The following is a 20510-nucleotide window of genomic DNA, read 5'->3' on the forward strand; positions in this document are numbered from 1 at the left end:
ATGGCTATGATCGAGCAGTCTATTCCTGTACCTGAGTTAAAACAAGCAACCGATTATATGAACAAAGTATATGAGGAGGTTAAGAAGAGAAATCCTCATGAACCTGAGTTCCATCAGGCGGTGAAAGAAATTTTCCTTTCGCTTGTACCTGTATTTGCTAAAAACCCAAAATATATGAAGCATGCCATTTTAGAAAGACTTGTTGAACCGGAAAGAATGATTACATTTAGAGTACCTTGGGTTGATGATCAAGGCCAAATTCATGTGAATCGTGGCTATCGTGTTCAGTTTAACAGTGCACTTGGCCCATACAAAGGAGGATTGCGTTTCCACCCTTCCGTGAATTCTAGCATCATTAAGTTCTTAGGCTTTGAGCAAATCCTTAAAAACTCCTTAACTGGTCTTCCAATTGGTGGCGGTAAAGGTGGATCTGATTTTGATCCGAAAGGAAAATCAGAAAACGAAGTCATGCGCTTTACACAAAGCTTTATGACTGAACTAAGCAGACATATCGGACCAGATATTGATGTTCCGGCTGGAGATATCGGTGTTGGCGCAAGAGAAGTTGGCTATATGTTCGGTCAATACAAAAGGCTTCAGGGCAGCTTTGAAGCAGGCGTACTTACTGGTAAAGGCCTTGGCTATGGCGGAAGTTTAGTACGTACAGAAGCAACCGGCTATGGCACTGTCTACTTTGTAGAAGAAATGCTGAAAGAACAAGGACTTTCTTTCGAGGGAAGCACAGTTGTCGTATCAGGTTCCGGTAATGTATCCATCTATGCAATTGAAAAAGCACAACAGCTTGGTGCTAAAGTCGTGGCATGTAGTGATTCAAACGGCTATATCTACGATGAGAATGGTTTAAATCTAGAAACCATCAAACGTATCAAAGAGGTTGAACGTAAACGGATTAAGGAATATGTGGAAGAGCACCCAGGAGCAGAATATGTAGAAGGCTGTTCAGGTATCTGGTCGCTTCCTTGTGATATCGCATTACCATGCGCAACACAAAACGAAATTGATTCCGAATCAGCTCAAATGCTTATCTCAAATGGAGTTAAAGCGGTCGGTGAAGGTGCTAATATGCCTTCTACATTAGAAGCAGTTGATTTATTCCTTGAAAGCCATGTCCTATTCGGTCCAGGTAAAGCCGTTAATGCTGGCGGTGTTGCTGTTTCTGCTCTGGAAATGTCTCAAAACAGTATGAGACTTGCTTGGTCATTTGAAGAAGTGGACAGCAAGCTACAAGATATTATGGCATCCATTTACCGTCACAGCATGGATGCTGCCGAAGAATACGGTCATCCAGGAAACCTTGTATATGGAGCTAACATCGCTGGCTTCTTAAAAGTAGCTGACGCTATGATTGTTCACGGTGTAATTTAATCCAAACCTACCAAACGCTGTATTTCCTTAAATGGGAAACAGCGTTTTTTCATGTCCCCATATAGTAAAAAGGCACATGCTCCTCAAATTGGAGCATGTGCCATAATAATCAACCCTCTAATAATAGATCTTCTGGGTCTTCTAATAGTTCTTTAACTTTTACAAGGAATCCAACGGCATCCTTACCATCGATGATTCTGTGGTCATAGGACAGTGCCACATACATCATTGGTCGCACTTCGACAGTATCATTATTATCAACAACAACAGGGCGTCTTTGAATTTTGTGCATTCCTAGAATCCCAACCTGTGGTGCGTTAATAATTGGTGTTGAATTAAGAGAACCGAATGTACCACCATTTGTGATGGTGAATGTACCACCTTGAAGGTCGCTTAATCCTAATTTATTATCTCTTGCTTTAGCTGCAAGTCGGCCAATTTCAGCTTCAATACCAGCAAAGCTTAAAGTGTCAGCATTGCGCACAACAGGTACAACTAACCCTTCTTCTGCTGAAACAGCAATTCCGATGTCATAGAAGTTCTTAAGCAGGATTTCATTTCCTTGAATCTCAGCATTAACAAATGGATATTGCTTTAATGCCCCGATAACTGCTTTTGTGAAGAATGACATGAAGCCAAGTTTTACACCATGTTTTTTGAAGAAAGCGTCTTTGCGACGTGCTCTTACATCCATAACAGCTGTCATATCAATTTCATTGAATGTAGTTAGCATAGCAGCTGTGTGCTGTGCTTCTACAAGTTTTTTGGCGATTGTTTGACGACGTCTAGACATTTTAATACGTTCTATACGCGGGTCGTCATTTACTGCTGGTGCTGCAGCAGGTTGTTTTGCTGCAGGCACTGGTGCTGGAGCAGGTGGTTTCTGATTATAAGCCTCTACTCCCTCAACACGAACGCGTCCAAGTGGATCTTTGTATGGAACTTCATTTAAGTCAATACCAAGCTCTCTTGCTCTTTTTCTGGCTGCTGGTGAAGCAATTGCTTGCCTTCCTTTTTTCACTTCAGTTTCAACTGCAACAGGCTCTTGATTTGCTTCTGGCGCCGGTGCCTCAGCTTTTGGCTCCTCAGCTGGCGAAGCTTCTGGTGCTGCCGCGCTTGATTCTGAACCATTTTCATCAAGTTTAGCAATAATTTGACCTACCTCAACATTATCACCTGGTTGGAATAAAAATTCCTTAATAACGCCTGTATATTCACTGTTAATTTCAACATTTACTTTATCTGTTTCTAGTTCAGCGATTGACTCACCTTTGTTAACGAGTTCGCCTTCTTTTTTTAACCATTCAACAATAGTTCCTTCTGTAATGGATTCAGCTAGTTCCGGTACTTTAATTTCGATCATTGCTGATTCCCTCCTTGTCTATAAACAATGCGTCTTGCATAATCCAAGCTTGTTCTTGTTTGTGAATATCTGGGTCGCCCGTAGCTGGACTTGAACGCTTCGGTCTGCCAACATAATCTAATTTAATTTCTTCAGATAAAATGTCCATTAATACTGATTGCAGCGCTGGCCATGCACCCATGTTCTTAGGCTCTTCTTGAACCCAAACAACCTCATTGAGGTTTGGATACTGACTAACTAATTCTTCTAACTCCTTCTTAGGGAATGGATACATTTGTTCCACTCTTGCAATATGCAAGCTATCTGTTTGTTCAGCAGGTAAATTAGCAGCTTCAGTTGCCAAGTCAATGGCTACTTTACCCGTACAAAGGACTAAGCGAGTTACTTTCTCTTTCTTCGTTCCCATTCCTGGCTGCTCAAGTAATGGCTTGAAGCTTCCGTTTGTTAAATCAGCTAGTGAAGAAGCTGTTTGCGGGTGACGAAGCAGACTCTTTGGAGTCATTACAATCAATGGTCTTGCTTGATCAGTTGAAGTAAGCAATGATTGTCTTCTTAATAAATGGAAGTACTGTGAAGCACTTGTTACGTTCGCAACAATCCAGTTATTTTCCCCGGCTGCATTTAAGAAACGTTCCACTCTACCACTTGAGTGCTCTGGACCTTGCCCTTCATATCCATGCGGTAAAAGCATCACAAGACCTGATTTTTGTCCCCATTTCGCATGACCTGAAGAAATGAATTGGTCAATAATCGGCTGTGCAACGTTCACAAAGTCTCCGAACTGTGCTTCCCAAAGGACTAATGCATTCTCTTCTTGAACACTATACCCATATTCAAACCCAAGAACAGCACTTTCAGATAATGGGCTATTATAGATTGAGAATGAAGCTTTAGCCTCTGGAATATTGTGTAATGGAACATATTTTTCATTAGTTTCATAGTCATTTAAAGCAACATGACGATGAGCAAATGTTCCTCTCTCACTATCTTGACCAGTTAAACGAACTGTTTTTCCTTCTGCAAGAACGGATCCAAATGCCAGTGTTTCAGCTAATGCCCAGTCGACTTTGTTTTCTTCATCCAGTGCAGTTTCACGGCGTTTTAAAATACGCTCAAGCTTAGGATAAACGGTTAACGATTGTGGCCATTGTAATAATCCTTTATTCATACTGTGTAATAGATCAGCTGATACTGTTGTATCGAACTCAGGAATAGCAGATAAAGCTTTTGGCTTCTGCGGCTTCACACGCTCTTCATTTTCCACAAAATCATCATAAATCGCTTGAAGACTTTGCATGAATTCATCACGTTTAGCGGTAAGTTCTTCAACTGTCATAACATTTTGGTCAACAAGCTCTTGACCGTATTTATCAGCAATAACAGGATGATTTGCAATCTTCTTATATAATAATGGCTGTGTTACGCTTGGGTCATCCATTTCATTATGACCAAAACGTCTATAACCAACTAAGTCAATTAAGATATCTTTTTCAAAACGTTTGCGGTACTCATACGCAAAATGAATCGCAGCGTAACAGCTTTCCGGATCGTCCGCATTTACACGTAAGATAGGAATTTCATACCCTTTCGCAAGGTCACTCGCAAAACGAGTTGAACGGGAATCTGTATTATTGGTTGTAAAACCAACCATATTATTAGCAATGATATGAACCGATCCGCCGGTATCAAATCCTTTTAATCTGCTTAGGTTCAGTGATTCAGCCACAACACCCTCACCAGGGAATGCAGCATCACCATGGATAAGAACACTAATTGCGCTTTGCTTATCCTGTACAGGGTAGCCAGCTTTTCTCGTATTATCCTGCGCCGCACGAGTAATCCCTAATACAACAGGGTTTACGAATTCCAAGTGACTAGGGTTGTTTGCTAGATTGATATGGGTGGTATGTTCCCTAGGTCCTTTGAAACTATGGTCTGCACCTAAGTGATACTTCACATCTCCAGACCAACCATAGTTAATTCCTCTTGAGCCTTCTGATGGAATTAAATCCTTGTTTGGTGAATGATGGAACTCAGAGAAAATCAATTCATATGGCTTATGAAGAACATGCGCCAATACATTTAAACGGCCGCGGTGAGCCATACCGATCATGATATTGTCAGTACCGTCATTACTGCCTTCTTGAATTAAGCGTTCAAGCATTGGAACGAGCATATCTAATCCTTCGATTGAGAAACGCTTTTGACCAACGAATGTTTTGTGTAAGAACTTCTCAAAGCCATCGACATTCATAAGTCGTTCCGCAAGCTTTTTCTTTTCGTCTGCTGTAAGCTTTAAGCCTATTCCATTGATTTCAACTTGCTGTCTTAACCATTGTCTTTCATCTTCGGCATCAACATGTCCAAATTCATAAGCGATGGTTTGTGTGTATACCGATTTTAAATGTTCATAAGCATCCCAGCCTGTTTGAACGGATGGAGGAGCTTCCTCCCAAATATATGTTGCTGGAATTTCCATTAAGTCTGCTTTCGTGAGATTATAGTAACCAGGCTCTAAAAAGCTTGTATCTGGCTCCGGTCTAGTTCGAAGCGGATAGATATCAGCTGCTAAATGCCCGTATGCACGAATGTTTTTAATTAATTTACTTCCAGATGTGATGATCTTGATTGTCTTCGGTGAGATACCCCCACTTACTAGCTCTGCTGTTGCTGCTTGCTCATCTGCCGGTGGCGGCCCAAGTTCCTCAAAAAGCGCTTTCACTGAGGGGTCTACTGAACTTGGATCATTCTTGTATTTTTCATACATGTCAAAGATATAGCCCATGTTCGGTCCATAGAATGACTCCCACACATTTTTCCTTTGTTGATTATCCATTTTTAATTAGCCTCCATATTACATTACATGTTGTAATATTTATATAGACAAATTTGTGTTTCAAAGAACCATGACGTCTACCCCATACTATACCCCATTTCCAGTTAATTTCTAGTAAAATGCTTACATTTGAAATTTCCAGAAAAAAGCCGGAAAAATAGGCAAAATAACAGTCATTATATAGTCATAATTCTGATTAAATATGTTATTCTTATCTTATAATTGAAAGCAAAAAGTTTCCTTGATATAAATCAAGTTTTCGAAGGATTTTTGCTAAAGAAAAATAATAAGATTTGGAATAACATAAAGTGAAGTCTCTATTGTAGTACAAATTTCCACTTAAAGTAAAGGAACTGTTAGAAAAGTTGATCCATTACACTTTTAGAACCAAAAGTCCGTTTAGTCTTCAAGAGGTTAGACAAACTAAAGTACAACAGGAGTCCGCATTTTATGGGCATTTTGAAAGGAGAAAAAGTGTTCTGTATGATTAGCAGTCCACATGATCCAAGCAGTATTCGTCTGGTACCTATTTTTCAAGGGTTAATCGAGAGGGAAATGAACCTTTTACAAAAGGTCATTCAAATTCGAGATTACCCTAAAGGGGATGTGATTTTTAGAGAGGGTGACCCTTCTGACACGTTGTATATTATCGGGGAGGGCATTATTAAAATCACAAAAGTTGCAGAAGACGGAAAGGAACAAATTGTTCGCCTCTTATTTCCAAATGACTTTTTTGGTCAATCTGCTATGCTTCAATCGGAAAACCATTATGCAAATGCGGTTGCGATTAACGATACCGTTATCTATATAATTCAAAAACAGGACTTCTTTGAAACATTAGAGCGCAACCATAAAATGGCACTCCGCTTCATGCGGGCTTTAAATGAAAGGATTTATCAAGCCGACGAGTGGATGAGCTTACTAAGCTTAATGGAAGTCGAGCAACGGTTAGCAAGTGTACTTCTCTTGTTCAATGACAGAGTCCGCTCGAAGGATGGCCGTTTTAAGCTTCCTATCACCAAGAAGGTGTTAGCGTCACTTATTGGTACAACACCCGAAACCATTAGCCGAAAGTTTGTCAAATTCATTTCAGATAACCTGATTGAGGTAAGTGGTCAAAGAGATATTCACATCCTCGACCTCGAAGGATTAAAAAAGAAGGCAAAAACATAGTAAAGGTGGCCCACATTCGAAATGTGGGTTTTTTGTTGGAGGATTTTATTATTATATTCTTAGTAAAGTTTAGCTTTGGTAAAAGAAGTATAAGCGGAGAATTTCCTGCTAATGTATATATGTAAGCTTAAAAAGCTAATATAAGAGTAGATATTCCGACTAACCGCTAAAAATAAGGCAGAATCTAAGGATTTAGATGATATAAACGGATAAACTACCTTTATTTTTAAGAAAACACCAGTATTTTCCAATTTAAGTGGAATTTTTCCGTTTATTTTTCAAATTTAGAAAAAAGTAATAAAACGCCCGACCATCACTTGGTCGGGCGCCTCCATTATTAAAATGACACATATTGAAGTGGGTTCACTGCGTTTGAGTGTCCTCCACTATATTGAGTTGGACTATATGGACCATCATAGATTTCAAAGTGAAGATGCGGGCCAGTTGAGTCTCCTGTATTCCCCATGAAGCCAATCAATTGACCTTGTTCGACTCGGTCATATTGATTAACAAAACGTTGATCTAAATGCGCATAAACGGTTGTCATTTGACGGCCATTGATATAGTGGGTAATCATGATGACATTTCCGTAACTGCTTTCCAGACGGGAACGTGTAATCGTGCCGCTAGCGGCTGCATAAATTAGAACATTTCCTACGCGACCACCTTTTCCTATATCAATTCCGAAATGCATTTTCCCCCAACGCATTCCAAAACCAGATGTTAAACGTCCTGTTGTTGGATTCATAAATGATCCATTATTTACGACAGGTGGTGGTGCATCAGGTAGAGGAGGTGGAGTTTTTCCTTCCGCTTCAGCCTTTTTCCGTTCCTCTTCGCTCCTTATCCGTTCTTCTTCAGCTTTTCTTCGTTGTTCCTCAAGCTCTGCTTGCCTTTGGTTCCATGCATTGATTTCCATCTGAATCGCTTTTTCCTGTGCAGCTAATAATTCTCCGACATCTTCTAATGAGTGGAGCTCCTCATGCATCTTTTGTTCTTCTGCCTCTAATTGAGCCATTACTTTATTTTGTTCTTTAATTTGGGCTTGTAACTGAACTTCTAACCGATCAAGCTCTTTCAGCTGGTCTTCTTGCTGTGCAAGTAAGGAGTGAACCTCTGCTTTATTAGCCTCAAGCAGTTTAATGTCTGCTTCATGCTCTTTCATAATTTCACGGTCAGCTTGTACGAATGCAGATACCGCGCTAATTCGGTTAATAAAATCATTAAAGCTTTTCGCACCGAGTAACACATCCACATAGCTTACAACTCCACCGCTTTGCTGAAGGCTTCGCATCCGCTCTTTGATAAGCTCGTCCCGCTTCTGAATCCGTTCCTCAAGTACCTTCATTTCTGCCTCAAGGCGCTCAATTTCTTCTTTTGTTTCTTGGATTTGCGCTTTTGTACTCTCAATTTTGCTGCGTGTATCATTTACGGCAAAATCCAGTCGTTTAATCTCCTGTTCGACACCAACTTTTTGTTGTTTGATTTCACCAATCGCATTTTCCTTTTGAGAGATTTCAGATTCTAGCTCTGATTTCTTTTCCTGGACTTCTTTTTTCTCATTTTCTAGCTTTTCATTTGTTTGAATCGCTAATGCAGTGTTGGGCATAGCTGTCAATAAACTTCCGAGTCCTATTGACACACCCATTCCAACCATTAGAAGTTTGCGCTTCAACGAAATAGCATCCCCCTTCTACCAACCTAGCAATCTATCATTTAAATCGGCATGGACAGTATTCATTCCCACCCACAATTATCATATTTTGCTATATATTCTCATGTTTTGTATTATAACATAAAAAATTGTCTCAAAACGTCAAACTAATATTACAATTTCATTTCATCATCTATTGAAAACACTGGGTTTTGGTTAAGATTTTTCGACAAAGATAGAATACGTACAAAAACAAAAAACCCGCCCCTTTTTAGACGAGTTTCATATTGTTCCCTACATATTTACTTGAGACGCTTGCCTGAGCGTAAAATGGATTTCTCCACTAATACATTCATCGCATCAATACTATATTTCATGGCTTCATCATTTAATTTGATGCAGGATAATTCCGTACATGCCAAAATGACCATTTTACAATTTTCTTCTTCAACAAGATGCTTAATTAACTGTTCAAGCTCACTTGAATCAACATCGAGATCACTTTTAACATTGTTATAAATGATGTCCATAACCTTTTCTTGTAAGTGATCATTCGGAGCTAAAAGCTCCAGCTGATACTTCTTACAAACATCAGCATAGATTCCGCTGCGAATCGTCCCGTTTGTAGCAAGAATGCCAATCCTTGCGCCTTCACCATACATATCATGAATTTCTTTAATCGTTTCTTCTACCATGTTGATGATCGGGATCTCTGTCAGCTTTTGCAGCTCATCGTAAAAATAATGTGATGTGTTACAAGGAATGGCAATGTTTGCAACCCCTGCCGCTTCTAGCAGCTTAAAATCATTTTTTACAGCATCTATAAACGTTTCACCTGTGTTTGTAAGGATTGCATGGGTTCGATCTGGAAGAGTTGCGTGATTAAGGATGACCATATTGAGATGGTCCTGGTCCTTATGAGCCTCTGTTCGGTTGACAATTTTATCAAAGAAAACAGAGGTTGCCTTTGGGCCCATACCCCCGATAACACCTAATGTTTTATGTTCCATGTCTACACCTGTTTCCACTTTTACTTAACTGTCATTGCATGACTTCCCAAATCTTCATAGCTTGCGAAGAAGGCATCTGCATCATATGTGATTTGTCCGTGCAATGGATTCATAACGTGTACCTTGTCGCCTACATAGCCATTAAGGACAACTGCATGTAAATTCGTTGGCGCATCGAACTTTTCGTTGGTACCGTTAATATTCCAAGAATAATTCACTTTTTTCTTACTCAAGTCCAAGGTTACCCAAATAACCACTGGATTCCCCTCTTCAAGCTCCATCATGATTTCCTCACGAGAACTTCCGCTTAGGTCGACGGGTTCTAATTGAGCCCCTACCTCTTCAATATACGTTTTAGCTGCCTGTACAATTGGCGGGGCATAGGTAAAGAATCCACTCATTTGTCGCGGGTTTCCGGCATATGCCTTATGTGGGTCTGGCCCATACAGTACATTGTTGATTGTTTTAAACTGCTCCTTCGGCAAATAATGGTCAGCCATGTCCAATTTGGAAACACGATAGCCAAAAAAATTGAATAGCGAGGTTAAGGAGGTAATTTCACAACCGTTTGGTAACTCCGGCAATTGGAGTACCTCCTCGACTGGAATAAACACTTCAATTTCACCGTTCGATACTTCACGATATGGATTGGTTTCCTGAGCATACACTTTTGTGAGCCCAGAAAACGCTCCATCTGTTTCAGAGAGCACACTTCTAGCAATTCCCTTAACGGTTTCAACATTAAGCATTAAATATACGACACATATGAGATTCAAAAATAATAGTGCTGTTACTATTTTTTTCACTTCTATCTGCCCCTTTTCGAACACCATTTTACACTGTTAGAAAACCACTAGAAATCATGTATATGTGAAAAAGGTAATTTTATAACTCGATAAAGAACTTCTTATACCACACAAGGAATACATAGACCGTATAGATGTATCTTGCATAGTTATGTCTTCCATGGTAGTGGTCATCAAGGTATTTCATAAGCTCATCTGTATTAAAGAATTCTTTTGCAATATCAGATTCGAACATTTCCTTTACGATATTGTAATATTTCTCTTCACGAAGCCAATGTCTCATTGGAACAGGGAATCCGACTTTTTCGCGTTTTGCCCATTCCTCTGGGAGCACCTTTTTGGAAGCAGCACGAAGAGCATATTTTGTATCAATATCATTTACTCGTAAATTCGTCGGAATGTGAGAAGCCATTGACATGACCTCTTTGTCTAAAAATGGTACCCGTAATTCAATCGAGTGAGCCATACTCATTTTGTCTGCTTTTAAGAGGATATCCCCTGGCAGCCAAAGCTTGAGGTCAAGATACTGCATTTTCGAAACATCATCTTTCCCTTTAACCTTATCATACACTTTTTTTGTAATACTTTGTATAGAAGGGCCAGTTTGATATTCATCCTTTAAGACTTTGCGAGCATCCTCTTCCTCAAATATCTTCGCTTGGCCGATGAATTTTTCTTCTACCGGCTGACCACCCTTGATAAGGAAGTTTGTGATTTTATTTTTAGGCAGTGCAGCGCTGATTCCTGAAATCGCACGACGGATCCCAAATGGAATCTTTTCGTATTTTTCTAGCTTTCCAGACTTTTGATACCAGACATAGCCGCCAAAGATTTCATCTGCCCCTTCACCAGAAAGAACAACCGTTACATGCTCACTGGCTAATTTCGATAAAAAGTACAATGGAACCGATGATAGGTTTGATTGTGGCTCATCCATGTGATATTGAATCGTAGGCAGCATCTCAAAAGCCTGATCTGCGTTCATCAGTTCTTTGTAGTTCTCAATTTCAAGGATATCCGATAAATCCTTAGCTAAGTTTGTTTCATTGAAGATTCCCTCATGATCTTGGAATCCTACGGAAAATGTTTTATTAGGCATTAATAAAGCCGTGATATAACTAGAGTCAACCCCGCCTGAAAGGAACGAACCAACCTTTACGTCACTAATTTTGTGGTAGTTCACAGATTCCTTTAAGGTATTGTTAATTTCCTCGATATAGTGGTCAAGCCCTTTATCTTCAGCGTTAAAGTCAATATCCCAATAAGGTTTGATTTCGATATTTCCTTTTTTATAGAGCATGTAATGACCAGGCTTTAATTTATAAACACCTTTAAAGAAGGTCTCATCAAGCACTGAATATTGGAAGGTTAAATAAGGCTTAATCGCATCTTTATTTAACTCTTTCTTAAAAGCTGGCTGTTTTAAAAACGACTTGATTTCAGAGCCGAAAATCAGTGAGTTATCAGTCGTATTTTGGGTATAGTATAAAGGCTTAATCCCAAAGAAATCACGTGCTAAAAACATGGACTCATTGTTTTTATCCCAAATCGCGAAAGCAAACATTCCGCGAACCTTTTGTAAGAGGTCCACCCCATATTCCTCGTACGCATGGACGACAACTTCACTGTCAGAACCGGATTTGAAAATATGGCCTTTTTCAATCAAATCCTCCCGCAGCTCTTGATAGTTGTAGATTTCACCATTGAAAACTAAGACACAGCTACCATCTTCATTGAGCATCGGCTGGCTTCCTTCATCAGATAAATCAATGATACTTAGGCGACGAAAGCCTAATGTTGTATGATCGTCTGAAAAATAGTTGCCACTATCAGGACCTCTATGAATGATTGTGTCCATCATCTCATTTATTACTTTTACTTTATCTATTTCAAGCTTTGAATCAGCAAACCCAACGAAGCCACACATAGTTTTATCACCTTTTTAGTTTTATAAATTTTCTGGTTGTCTGTAATTTAAGTTTGTTTTTCCGTTTATTCTCTAGTAGTTCATGCACAATCTCTTTTTCATTAAACGGAATTTCCTCATTGCCAATTACTTGTGCTGTTTCATGGCCTTTTCCTGCTAGAAGGATAACATCCCCATCCTGACTGTTATCAAGTGCATATTTAATCGCTTCTTTACGATCAATTTCAACATGATATTTACCGTCAACTTCATTCATGGATTCTATTATTTCCTTCACGATTAAATTTGGATCCTGCTCCTTAGGGTTATCAGAAGTAACAATCGATAAATCAGCATAAGTAGCTGCAACTTTTCCCATCGCTCTTCTTTTTTCACTGCCATCTTTTCCTGGTGCAGCATAAACACCAAAGACCACAATGAGTCTTCCTTTTGTATAAGGTCTTAAGGTAGAGAGGGCTTTTTCTAAACCATCTTCCGTGTGAGCAAAATCAACGACAACTTTTCGACTTTTATCCTGATAAATAACCTCAAGTCTTCCTTTTATTCCTTTTACAGCGTCTATTCCTTCTTGAATATCTTCCAAAGATATCTGATTGATGTATGCTGAAGCGATGGCTGCTAGACTATTATAGACGAATATAACACCTGGAATATTTACTTTAATTTCTGCTGTACCAGTCGGTGTATTCAGTTGAAATGTACTATAATCTGCATAAAAGTGAAGATCAGTTGGGTATATATCCGCTTCCTGGTTGATACCATACGTCGTAATCGATTTACCCGAATCTTTTACCTTTTCCAATAGCCTTCTTCCATATGGATCATCAACATTGATGACTACATGATCCTGGGCAAGATCAAAAAGCTTAGCCTTGGCATTAAAATACTCTTCCATATTTTTATGAAGCTCCAAGTGGTCGGGCGTTAAATTCGTAAAAATCGCTGTATTAAAATTACTATCGGCGACACGATTTAAATCCAAGGCATGCGAAGAAACTTCCATAATGCAATCTTCAATGCCCTCATCTACCATCTTTGAAAAAGTCTCCTGCAAATGTAATGATTCAGGAGTCGTATTTTTCGTTTCAAAATGCCTATTGTTTATTATAGTACCCATTGTCCCTATCAGACCAATGGATTTTTTTGCCTGTTCAAAGATTGATTTTACAAAATAGGTTGTAGATGTTTTACCATTTGTCCCGGTAATCCCTATCAGATTTAATTTTTCAGTCGGATTTTCATAAAAGTTTGCTGAAATCCGCGCTAACGCTAATCTTGTATCCGAAACCTTAATGATTGTTACAGGGTCCTCAAACCATATATCTCTTTCAACGATTATGACAGAGGCACCATTTTTAATCGCTTTTTCAATATAGTTATGACCATCCACTGTAAATCCGGAAATTGCAACAAAAACACCGTTCATCGTTGCTTCTCTCGAATCAAAAGCGATTGAGGTCACATCTACTTCAAGGCTTCCTTTTATTTCGGTATAATCAAGATTCCTTAAAATTGATTTTAAATGCATTGTTATCACTCCAATTAATGACCTTAACTTTATTGCATTATCTTTTCATTTTTTTTAGCAGCTTTTTTGAAATCATACCGGCATAGGATAACGCAGGCTTCGGGTCTTTCCAGTCCCATATCGCATATGCTTTCGGTTTAAAGAAGGATTTTATAACCTGTGCCTTTGTTAATTGACCTGTTTTTAAATAGCCCTTGATTGCGTAGAAGTCTTCGTATGCATACCAAAAGACCAGGTTCGTATCGTGTTCTATCGCCTTAGGGGGCAGCGGGTTACCTGTTAATTCTCGATATGTGATGTAAGGAAAGTTAAGTCCTGCCTTATATAACAAACTGTTCAGGTTGGTGATCCTTACATTTAATTCGATTAAGTAATACTTCCCAGTTTCTTCATCTTTTTTAAACTCAATTTCTACAAAGCCTTTGAACCCAATCGCTTCCAAAAATTTAGAACCAATTTCGTAAAGCTCTGGAACGTATTTCTGCCCCGTATATACGGACGCGCCAAAATTAATCGGGTATTGGCGGTATTTTTGACAGGTCATCCAGTGTGATACCTTCGCTTCTTGATTTAAATACGCGTCAAATGTATACATATGGTCATCGAAACCTGGAATGATTCGTTGGACTATCACTTCCTGATTCGCTTCTTTTGCTTTATTTAAGGCTTCGTCTAATTCCTGACGATTATGAACCTTAAATAATTTCCTGCGAAAGATCGAAACAAAGGTAGGTGAATCAGTTGGTTTTACTAAACATGGAAATTTAATATCTTCTTCAATTTTTTCATAAAAGTTTTCTTCTCCAAGATGGACGGTTTCAGGTACCGCAACTCCGTGTTCCACGGCCAGCTTATGTAATTCATCCTTATCCATCGTTTTTGTATAAAGGCCCTGCTCGGTTTGAGGGATAAGATAGAACTCTTTTAACTCATCTAAATATTGATCTATCACTTCTACATAGGAGTCATGACATGGAATTAACACCGGCTTTGCCGTTTGTTTTCTTCCATATTCCTTTAAAAAGGATATAAATTGTTCCGTTTCTTTTCGATAATGGGGAGCGATTACCCGTTCCGAACAATATTTGGATTCCGCACCGTATGTACCCTCGTAAGAATAATCAACGGCTACTGTATGGATCCCTTTTGTACCCAGACATCTCATTGTGCTTAAACCTATATAATAGTTGTTTCCTAAAACAACAGCTTTATTGTTCATTCCTACCAGACTCCTTGATTAGCTTCCTAATTTGACTCTTTGTCTAATATTACAATATTGACACAGAATAAGGGGTGTTTCAAGATGAAATACCGCTTATACCCGCTTGTTATCAGGTTGTAACAATTGAAATGTGCAAGGCGCTTAGCCTTAGGCGACAAGCATAAGACGAGCGCTGACAGAAGGCGCAATTTGCCTTCAGAAGCGATTGGCTAGACCAGAGAGCCGATGGCGCCTGAACTAGACAACAAAACTGAAAAATAAAAACAAAAAATAGAGTACAGTAAATATATGATTTCGTACTCCATTTCCCTTTTACGACTTAGTTCTATTATATACTATTCCACAATTCCACTCTTTTAAGGCTCAATCGGAAAGTGAAATTTTTGATCGCTTGTTCCTGAACTGGAAAAACTCCGTTCCGCATAATGAATTTCGGTATCCGACATTAATAATACGGTTGAGCTTCTCGTCCCATACCCATTTGTTTGAATAAATAAGGAAGATAGTATTCGTTCCCATTCAAGGGACACGCCAGTTTTGGGCAGTAGATTGTCATTTGGCCGGTCTGTGTTCTGCAATAACTCGAACAAGTCCTCCACTAAATTTTCTCCCTTAATAATGGTTGAAAGCCCTTCTTTTCCTTTTTCGACCTTGGGCCAGTTCGTATTGAGCAAATGGTTGCTTAACCCATGAATACCCGGCTTTACTTTTTCGAGGCTATTTCCGACATTTGAATAATAATAAAGGTCATCAGGGCCACCTACTAGTAGATTGTAACCAGGATACTGTGAATTCGTCTTCTCCGCCTGTTTCATATATTCTGCAATCTGTCCATCGTAGGTAAGAGCATCTTTTACGAGTTTTCCTCTCGACTGTTTTCCTTCTGAAACTTCACTTGGGTCCCGATAGTTCGTGATCGCCGCAAAACGTCCAGCTTTCGTGACCCCCATCCAAGTTCCCATTTTTTCGAGATCCCTTCCAGCCAATAGGTTCGGCTCATCCTCCCAGAAGTGAATCGGAGCCGTCGGTCGTTGAAGGAACTCATCCCGGTTTGCTGCAACAATGAGTTTATAGACCGGATGCTTCTTATAGGCGAACAAAATTAAACACATTTTACCCACCGCCTTTTTCACAAATTATAGCATTTGATTGCTATTTTCGTAAAAATCTTGGCTTGGATAAAAACCACCATACAAAAAAGCAAGGGCGATTACCCCTGCTAATATGACGAAACTTATTTCTATTAGGTTACACTTTCTAGATATATCCTTATGAAACCTGATGTGCATTTTGAAGTTCACGTGCTTTTAGCTCTCTTCTTAAAATTTTCCCGCTGATCTTTGTTTTTGGAAGTTCATCCAATACCTCAATTTCCCTTGGTGCAGCATGGGCAGCCAGATTTTGTTTAACAAACACGCGAATATTTTCCAGTAAGTCCTCTGATGGACTATAGCCCCTCTTTAAAACGATAAAGGCCTTAACAATTTCTCCTCTTATCGTGTCGGGCTTTCCAATCACACCTGCTTCAGCGACTGCCTCATGTTCAATTAGCTTGCTTTCAACTTCAAACGGACCAATACGTTCTCCGGATGAATTGATCATATCATCACTTCGCCCCTGGAAAAACACATATCCGTCCTCATCTAATACAGCTAAATCACCTGATATATACCAACCATTTACAAAATAGGAATTAAACTTCTCTTGATTTTTCCATACTTCTTTCATAATAGCTGGCCAGAAAGCCTTGATGCCAAGGTGTCCAACCTGACCATTGGGAAGTATATTTCCATCATCATCAAGGATCGCAACTTCAATTCCAGGAAAAGGTCTTCCCATTGAGCCAGGCTTAATAACCTCTGATGGCAAGTTGACGATTAATTGCGCTCCTGTTTCAGTCATCCACCACGTATCATGGATTCTTTTCTGTAAAGCCTCGATCCCCCAGACGATGACCTCAGGATTTAACGGCTCTCCTACACTTAAAAGATGTCTTAGTGAACTCAGATCGTATTTTTCCAGCACATCGTCTCCCTCTGCCTTCAGCATTCTGAATGCAGTAGGGGCACTATACCAAACCGTCACCCCTGTTTTTTCAATGGTTGAATACCAGGAATCAGCATTAAATCGTCCGCCATTAACGACAACTGTTGCGCGATTTAGCCAAGGAGCAAAAAGTCCGTATACGGTTCCCGTTACCCAGCCAAGATGTGCTGTACACCAATAAACATCATTCTCTTTTATATCAAGGACCCATTTTCCTGTTTGGTACTGCTGGATCATTGCTCGATGTGCATGTACAATTCCCTTTGGTTTCCCGGTTGATCCGCTCGTATAATGAATATTAAGGCGGTGCTCAAGATCTACCCATTCAATAATATCAGTCTGGGGCTTTGTTTTTGCTAATTCCTCTACGAGTGAGATTTCAGCTTCCTTACACTTTTCCGGCCCTTCTGTAATAAACACTATTTCTAATGAAGGTAAGTCCTGTTTCGGAACCCTCTTTACCAACTCAGAGTCAGTGATGAGAAAGCGACCTTCACAGTCTGAAATCCGGTCCTTCACCGCATCCTCCATGAATGCTTCAAAAAGTGGCCCAACAACAGCCCCAAGCTTAATCGCAGCAATCATCGCAATATGATTTTCCGGGTTTTTCGGTAAAAAGATAAACACAATATCTCCCTTTTTAACACCGTTTTTTTTCAAAACGGTTGCTAGATGGTCTGATTTATCTTTGATATCTTTAAATGTAAAAACTTGTTCTTCATCTTCATTAATATAGTGAAGGGCGACTTTGTCACCATACCCATCTGCTACATGGCGGTCAATGCATTCATATGCCATGTTTACTTGCTCCGTTTGGTACCAGCTAAATTCCTTTTCAACATCCTCCCAGAAAAAATTCTGGAAAACCTTATCATAGTTTTGAAGATTATAGTCTCCGTCAAAAGGTTTTATGAAATTCAATTCTGTGGCTGTCAATTCACCTATCCCCTTTCGTTAACTTAGTAGCGTTAATATTTCTGCCTTCAATTGTGCTAGTTTTACATCTCCTCGGGACCTAGGTTTCGGGTCTTCAATTTGAATAGTTTGATAGATTTCACCCGGCTGCCCTTTTAAAATGACAATCCGGTCACATAAATAAAGAGCTTCATCAATATCATGTGTGACTAAAATCATGGTAGATTTGTATGTATCCCAAATGGTCAAAAGCAGATCTTGCAGCTGCATTTTCGTAAATGCATCAAGCGCACTAAATGGCTCATCTAAAAGCAGTACTTCTGGATTGGTTATCAGAGCACGCGCAATCGATACCCTTTGCGCCATACCTCCGGATATATCCTTTGGATAGTGATTTTCAAAACCTTGCAGTCCGACTAGCTTTACATATTCGATTGCCTTTTCATTTTTTTGCTTATCGTTTTTTAAACCAAACGAAATATTTTCTAACACTGTTAACCATGGCATTAAACGAGATTCTTGAAAAATAACTCCAACCTTTTCATGAACAGACTTAATCGTATCCCCGCTAATTTCCACGGTTCCTGAATAATCCGGGTCCAATCCGGATAAGACACGCAATAAAGTACTTTTTCCACATCCGCTCGTACCTAGAACTCCAATGATTTCACCTTGTTTTGTTTTAAAGCTGATATTTCGAAACCCCGCCGTACCGTTCGAAAAGGTTCGTGAAACATTCTGAATTGCCAGCATCCTTTTTCATCCTTTCAGGCTTACTTCACAAAGCTGTCCTGCCAATGAAGTGTTTTTTCTTCTGTCTTCTTCAAAATGGAGTCCGTAATTTTACCTAAAATCGCAAATAGAACAATGCTCGCGATGACCGTTTCAGGAGAATAGGAGTTTTGACCAACGACGAGCAAATACCCGATTCCTTGACTGGCTCCCATCAATTCAGCCGCTACAACAAACATCCACCCTAGTCCTAATCCACTTCTGATTCCTACTAAAAAAGAGGGAAGGGAAGCAGGCAAAATGACCCTTCTAATTAAATCGAACGCTGAAAAATTATAGATTTTACCTACCTCAATCAATTTACGGTCAACACCCTGAATGCCTGACACAATGTTTAAATACACTGGGAAAAATACACCGACCGCAATCAGGGTAATTTTTGAAGGTTCCGCAATCCCCATCCAAAGGATAAAAAGAGGTACCCATGCAAGGGATGGAATTGAACGAAAGGCTTGAAGCATTGGATCTAATAATGCTTCTGCAATTCGAAAATAGCCGACCAATGAACCAAAAACTACAGCCGCAACGACTCCAATCAGAAAACCAAAAAAGATTCGATAAAGGGTAATCCCAATGTGCCCCCATAGACTTCCATCACTGGCAAATTCAATTATTTTTGCGAGGATGACCGTCGGTGCTGGCATTAGATGTGCCTCTAGGACACCGATATAGCTCAAATACTGCCAAACCACGAGTAAAATGGCAGGTATGATACTCCCAAGTAAAACGATTTTTACATTTCCAGATACAACAAACTTTAGTTTAGGTTTGACCTTTACTTGCCTTGACCAAGTTTCACTTTTTGTATTCATTTGACCTCCTCCTATTGTTCGATTACTTTTTCTGCAAACGTCGGATTAATCAATTCTTGAACTAATTTATCTATTTCAATATCTTTTTTAATGATTTCCTGTGCTTGAAGAACCTTGCCTGCTTCCGTTAATGCCTCAATTTGAGCATCCCCGGGGACTGGATTAGAAAAATCATTTCGTTCGTTTAGTTGCTTGTTCGCCACTTCAATATCAATATTTGCGAATTTTGCCAAGATGTCTGCTGCTTCTTCCGGGTTTTCTAAAGTCCATTTACGCGCTTTTTCGTAAACTTCAATTACTATTTCTACGTACTGCGGGTATTTTTCCGCAAATTCAGGACGGACATTTAAGACTCCATACGTATTAAAATCGGCATTCCTGTAAAATAACTTCGCATCTGTTTCTAATTCGACTCTTGCCATGTGAGGATCCAATCCTGACCACGCATCTACCTGACCAGATGATAATGCTGCTGCACCATCTCCGTGCTGCAGATTGACAATTTCAACATCTGATGGACTTAAACCTTCCTCATCAAGGGCACGCAATAGGAAAATATAAGGATCTGTCCCGATGGTTGCAGCAACTTTTTTCCCTTTCAAGTCACTTACACTTTGAATCTTTGAATCTTTATTAGCCACTAATGCTGTCCATTCCGGCTTTGAGTAAATATAAACGGATTCAATCGGTGCACCGTTTGCTTTCGCCATTAAAGCCGCTGCACCTGCAGATGAAGTGAAATCTGCACTGCCACTGTTCAAGAATTCGAGTGCTTTATTGCTTCCTTGGCTAAGAACAAACTCAACCTTAATTCCTTCTTCTTTGAATGCTTCCTCTGCCCAACCGAACTCTTTTAACACCAGACTTGTTGGGGAGTAAAAGGCATAATCCAAGACAATTTTCTCTGGTTTTTCATTTCCTTGGCTGGCTTTACTCGTGCTATTTGAACAACCTGCAATTCCAACTAACAGCAATACAGCAATAAAAATGGTACTTATTTTTTTCATATCATTCTCCCCTTTTTAATCAAATGCGCCTTG

15 protein-coding genes are annotated in these 20510 nt (G+C 39.5%); 2 read left to right on the forward strand and 13 right to left on the reverse strand.

The genetic code is table 11. The features are described from left to right. Window positions 1-6: 6 nt before the first annotated feature. Entirely contained in the window at window positions 7-1386 is a 1380-nt protein-coding gene (gdhA, locus tag LKW28_RS05475; RefSeq protein WP_420708819.1) for an NADP-specific glutamate dehydrogenase, read from the forward strand. A gap of 109 nt (window positions 1387-1495) precedes the next feature. Here the strand turns inward: gdhA and odhB are convergent, their stop codons facing one another. Next, window positions 1496-2749 (reverse strand): 2-oxoglutarate dehydrogenase complex dihydrolipoyllysine-residue succinyltransferase, encoded by a 1254-nt coding sequence (odhB, locus tag LKW28_RS05480; protein WP_229139336.1) that lies wholly within the window; start codon window positions 2747-2749, stop codon window positions 1496-1498. Further along, a complete protein-coding gene (locus LKW28_RS05485; RefSeq protein ID WP_229139337.1) occupies window positions 2736-5585 on the reverse strand; it encodes a 2-oxoglutarate dehydrogenase E1 component in 2850 nt (949 codons plus the stop codon). Before LKW28_RS05485 ends, odhB begins: the two co-directional genes overlap by 14 nt. A 450-nt stretch (window positions 5586-6035) precedes the next feature. On the opposite strand from LKW28_RS05485, the gene LKW28_RS05490 reads away from it, so the two are divergent. Beyond that, window positions 6036-6758, forward strand: coding sequence for a Crp/Fnr family transcriptional regulator (locus tag LKW28_RS05490; protein WP_229139338.1), 723 nt, complete (start codon window positions 6036-6038; stop codon window positions 6756-6758). A gap of 337 nt (window positions 6759-7095) precedes the next feature. Here the strand turns inward: LKW28_RS05490 and LKW28_RS05495 are convergent, their stop codons facing one another. The 11 genes from LKW28_RS05495 to LKW28_RS05545 all read right to left on the reverse strand — a co-directional run bounded on the left by LKW28_RS05495 (window position 7096) and on the right by LKW28_RS05545 (window position 20477). Then, entirely contained in the window at window positions 7096-8433 is a 1338-nt protein-coding gene (locus LKW28_RS05495) for a murein hydrolase activator EnvC family protein (protein ID WP_229139339.1), read from the reverse strand. Between the two features lie 281 nt (window positions 8434-8714). Further along, window positions 8715-9422, reverse strand: coding sequence for an aspartate/glutamate racemase family protein (locus tag LKW28_RS05500; protein WP_229139340.1), 708 nt, complete (start codon window positions 9420-9422; stop codon window positions 8715-8717). A 20-nt stretch (window positions 9423-9442) separates the two neighbouring features. Continuing rightward, window positions 9443-10228 carry a C39 family peptidase gene (locus LKW28_RS05505; RefSeq protein WP_229139341.1) on the reverse strand — a complete coding sequence of 262 codons (786 nt, stop codon included), beginning with the start codon at window positions 10226-10228 and terminating at the stop codon, window positions 9443-9445. A 79-nt stretch (window positions 10229-10307) separates the two neighbouring features. Next, the gene (asnB, locus tag LKW28_RS05510) at window positions 10308-12155 is read right to left on the reverse strand and encodes an asparagine synthase (glutamine-hydrolyzing) (protein ID WP_229139342.1); all 1848 of its coding nucleotides are present in this window, start codon (window positions 12153-12155) and stop codon (window positions 10308-10310) included. A gap of 7 nt (window positions 12156-12162) precedes the next feature. Beyond that, window positions 12163-13683 (reverse strand): UDP-N-acetylmuramoyl-L-alanyl-D-glutamate--2,6-diaminopimelate ligase, encoded by a 1521-nt coding sequence (locus LKW28_RS05515; protein ID WP_229139343.1) that lies wholly within the window; start codon window positions 13681-13683, stop codon window positions 12163-12165. 37 nt (window positions 13684-13720) lie between these two features. Continuing rightward, window positions 13721-14902, reverse strand: coding sequence for a carboxylate--amine ligase (locus tag LKW28_RS05520; protein WP_229139344.1), 1182 nt, complete (start codon window positions 14900-14902; stop codon window positions 13721-13723). 359 nt (window positions 14903-15261) lie between these two features. Beyond that, entirely contained in the window at window positions 15262-16017 is a 756-nt protein-coding gene (locus LKW28_RS05525) for an NRDE family protein (RefSeq protein ID WP_229139345.1), read from the reverse strand. Window positions 16018-16174: 157 nt separating this feature from the next. Continuing rightward, entirely contained in the window at window positions 16175-17887 is a 1713-nt protein-coding gene (gene acsA / locus LKW28_RS05530; protein WP_229139346.1) for an acetate--CoA ligase, read from the reverse strand. Window positions 17888-17905: 18 nt separating this feature from the next. Then, on the reverse strand, window positions 17906-18619 hold the full coding sequence (locus LKW28_RS05535) for an ABC transporter ATP-binding protein (protein WP_229139347.1): 714 nt from the start codon (window positions 18617-18619) through the stop codon (window positions 17906-17908). Between the two features lie 20 nt (window positions 18620-18639). Continuing rightward, a complete protein-coding gene (locus LKW28_RS05540) occupies window positions 18640-19470 on the reverse strand; it encodes an ABC transporter permease (RefSeq protein WP_229139348.1) in 831 nt (276 codons plus the stop codon). An 11-nt stretch (window positions 19471-19481) separates the two neighbouring features. After that, complete coding sequence (locus tag LKW28_RS05545) at window positions 19482-20477, reverse strand: aliphatic sulfonate ABC transporter substrate-binding protein (protein WP_229139349.1); 996 nt, start codon at window positions 20475-20477, stop codon at window positions 19482-19484. Window positions 20478-20510: the final 33 nt, after the last annotated feature.

Source organism: Bacillus sp. REN16 (assembly GCF_020731355.1).
GTDB lineage: Bacteria > Bacillota > Bacilli > Bacillales > Bacillaceae_L > Ferdinandcohnia.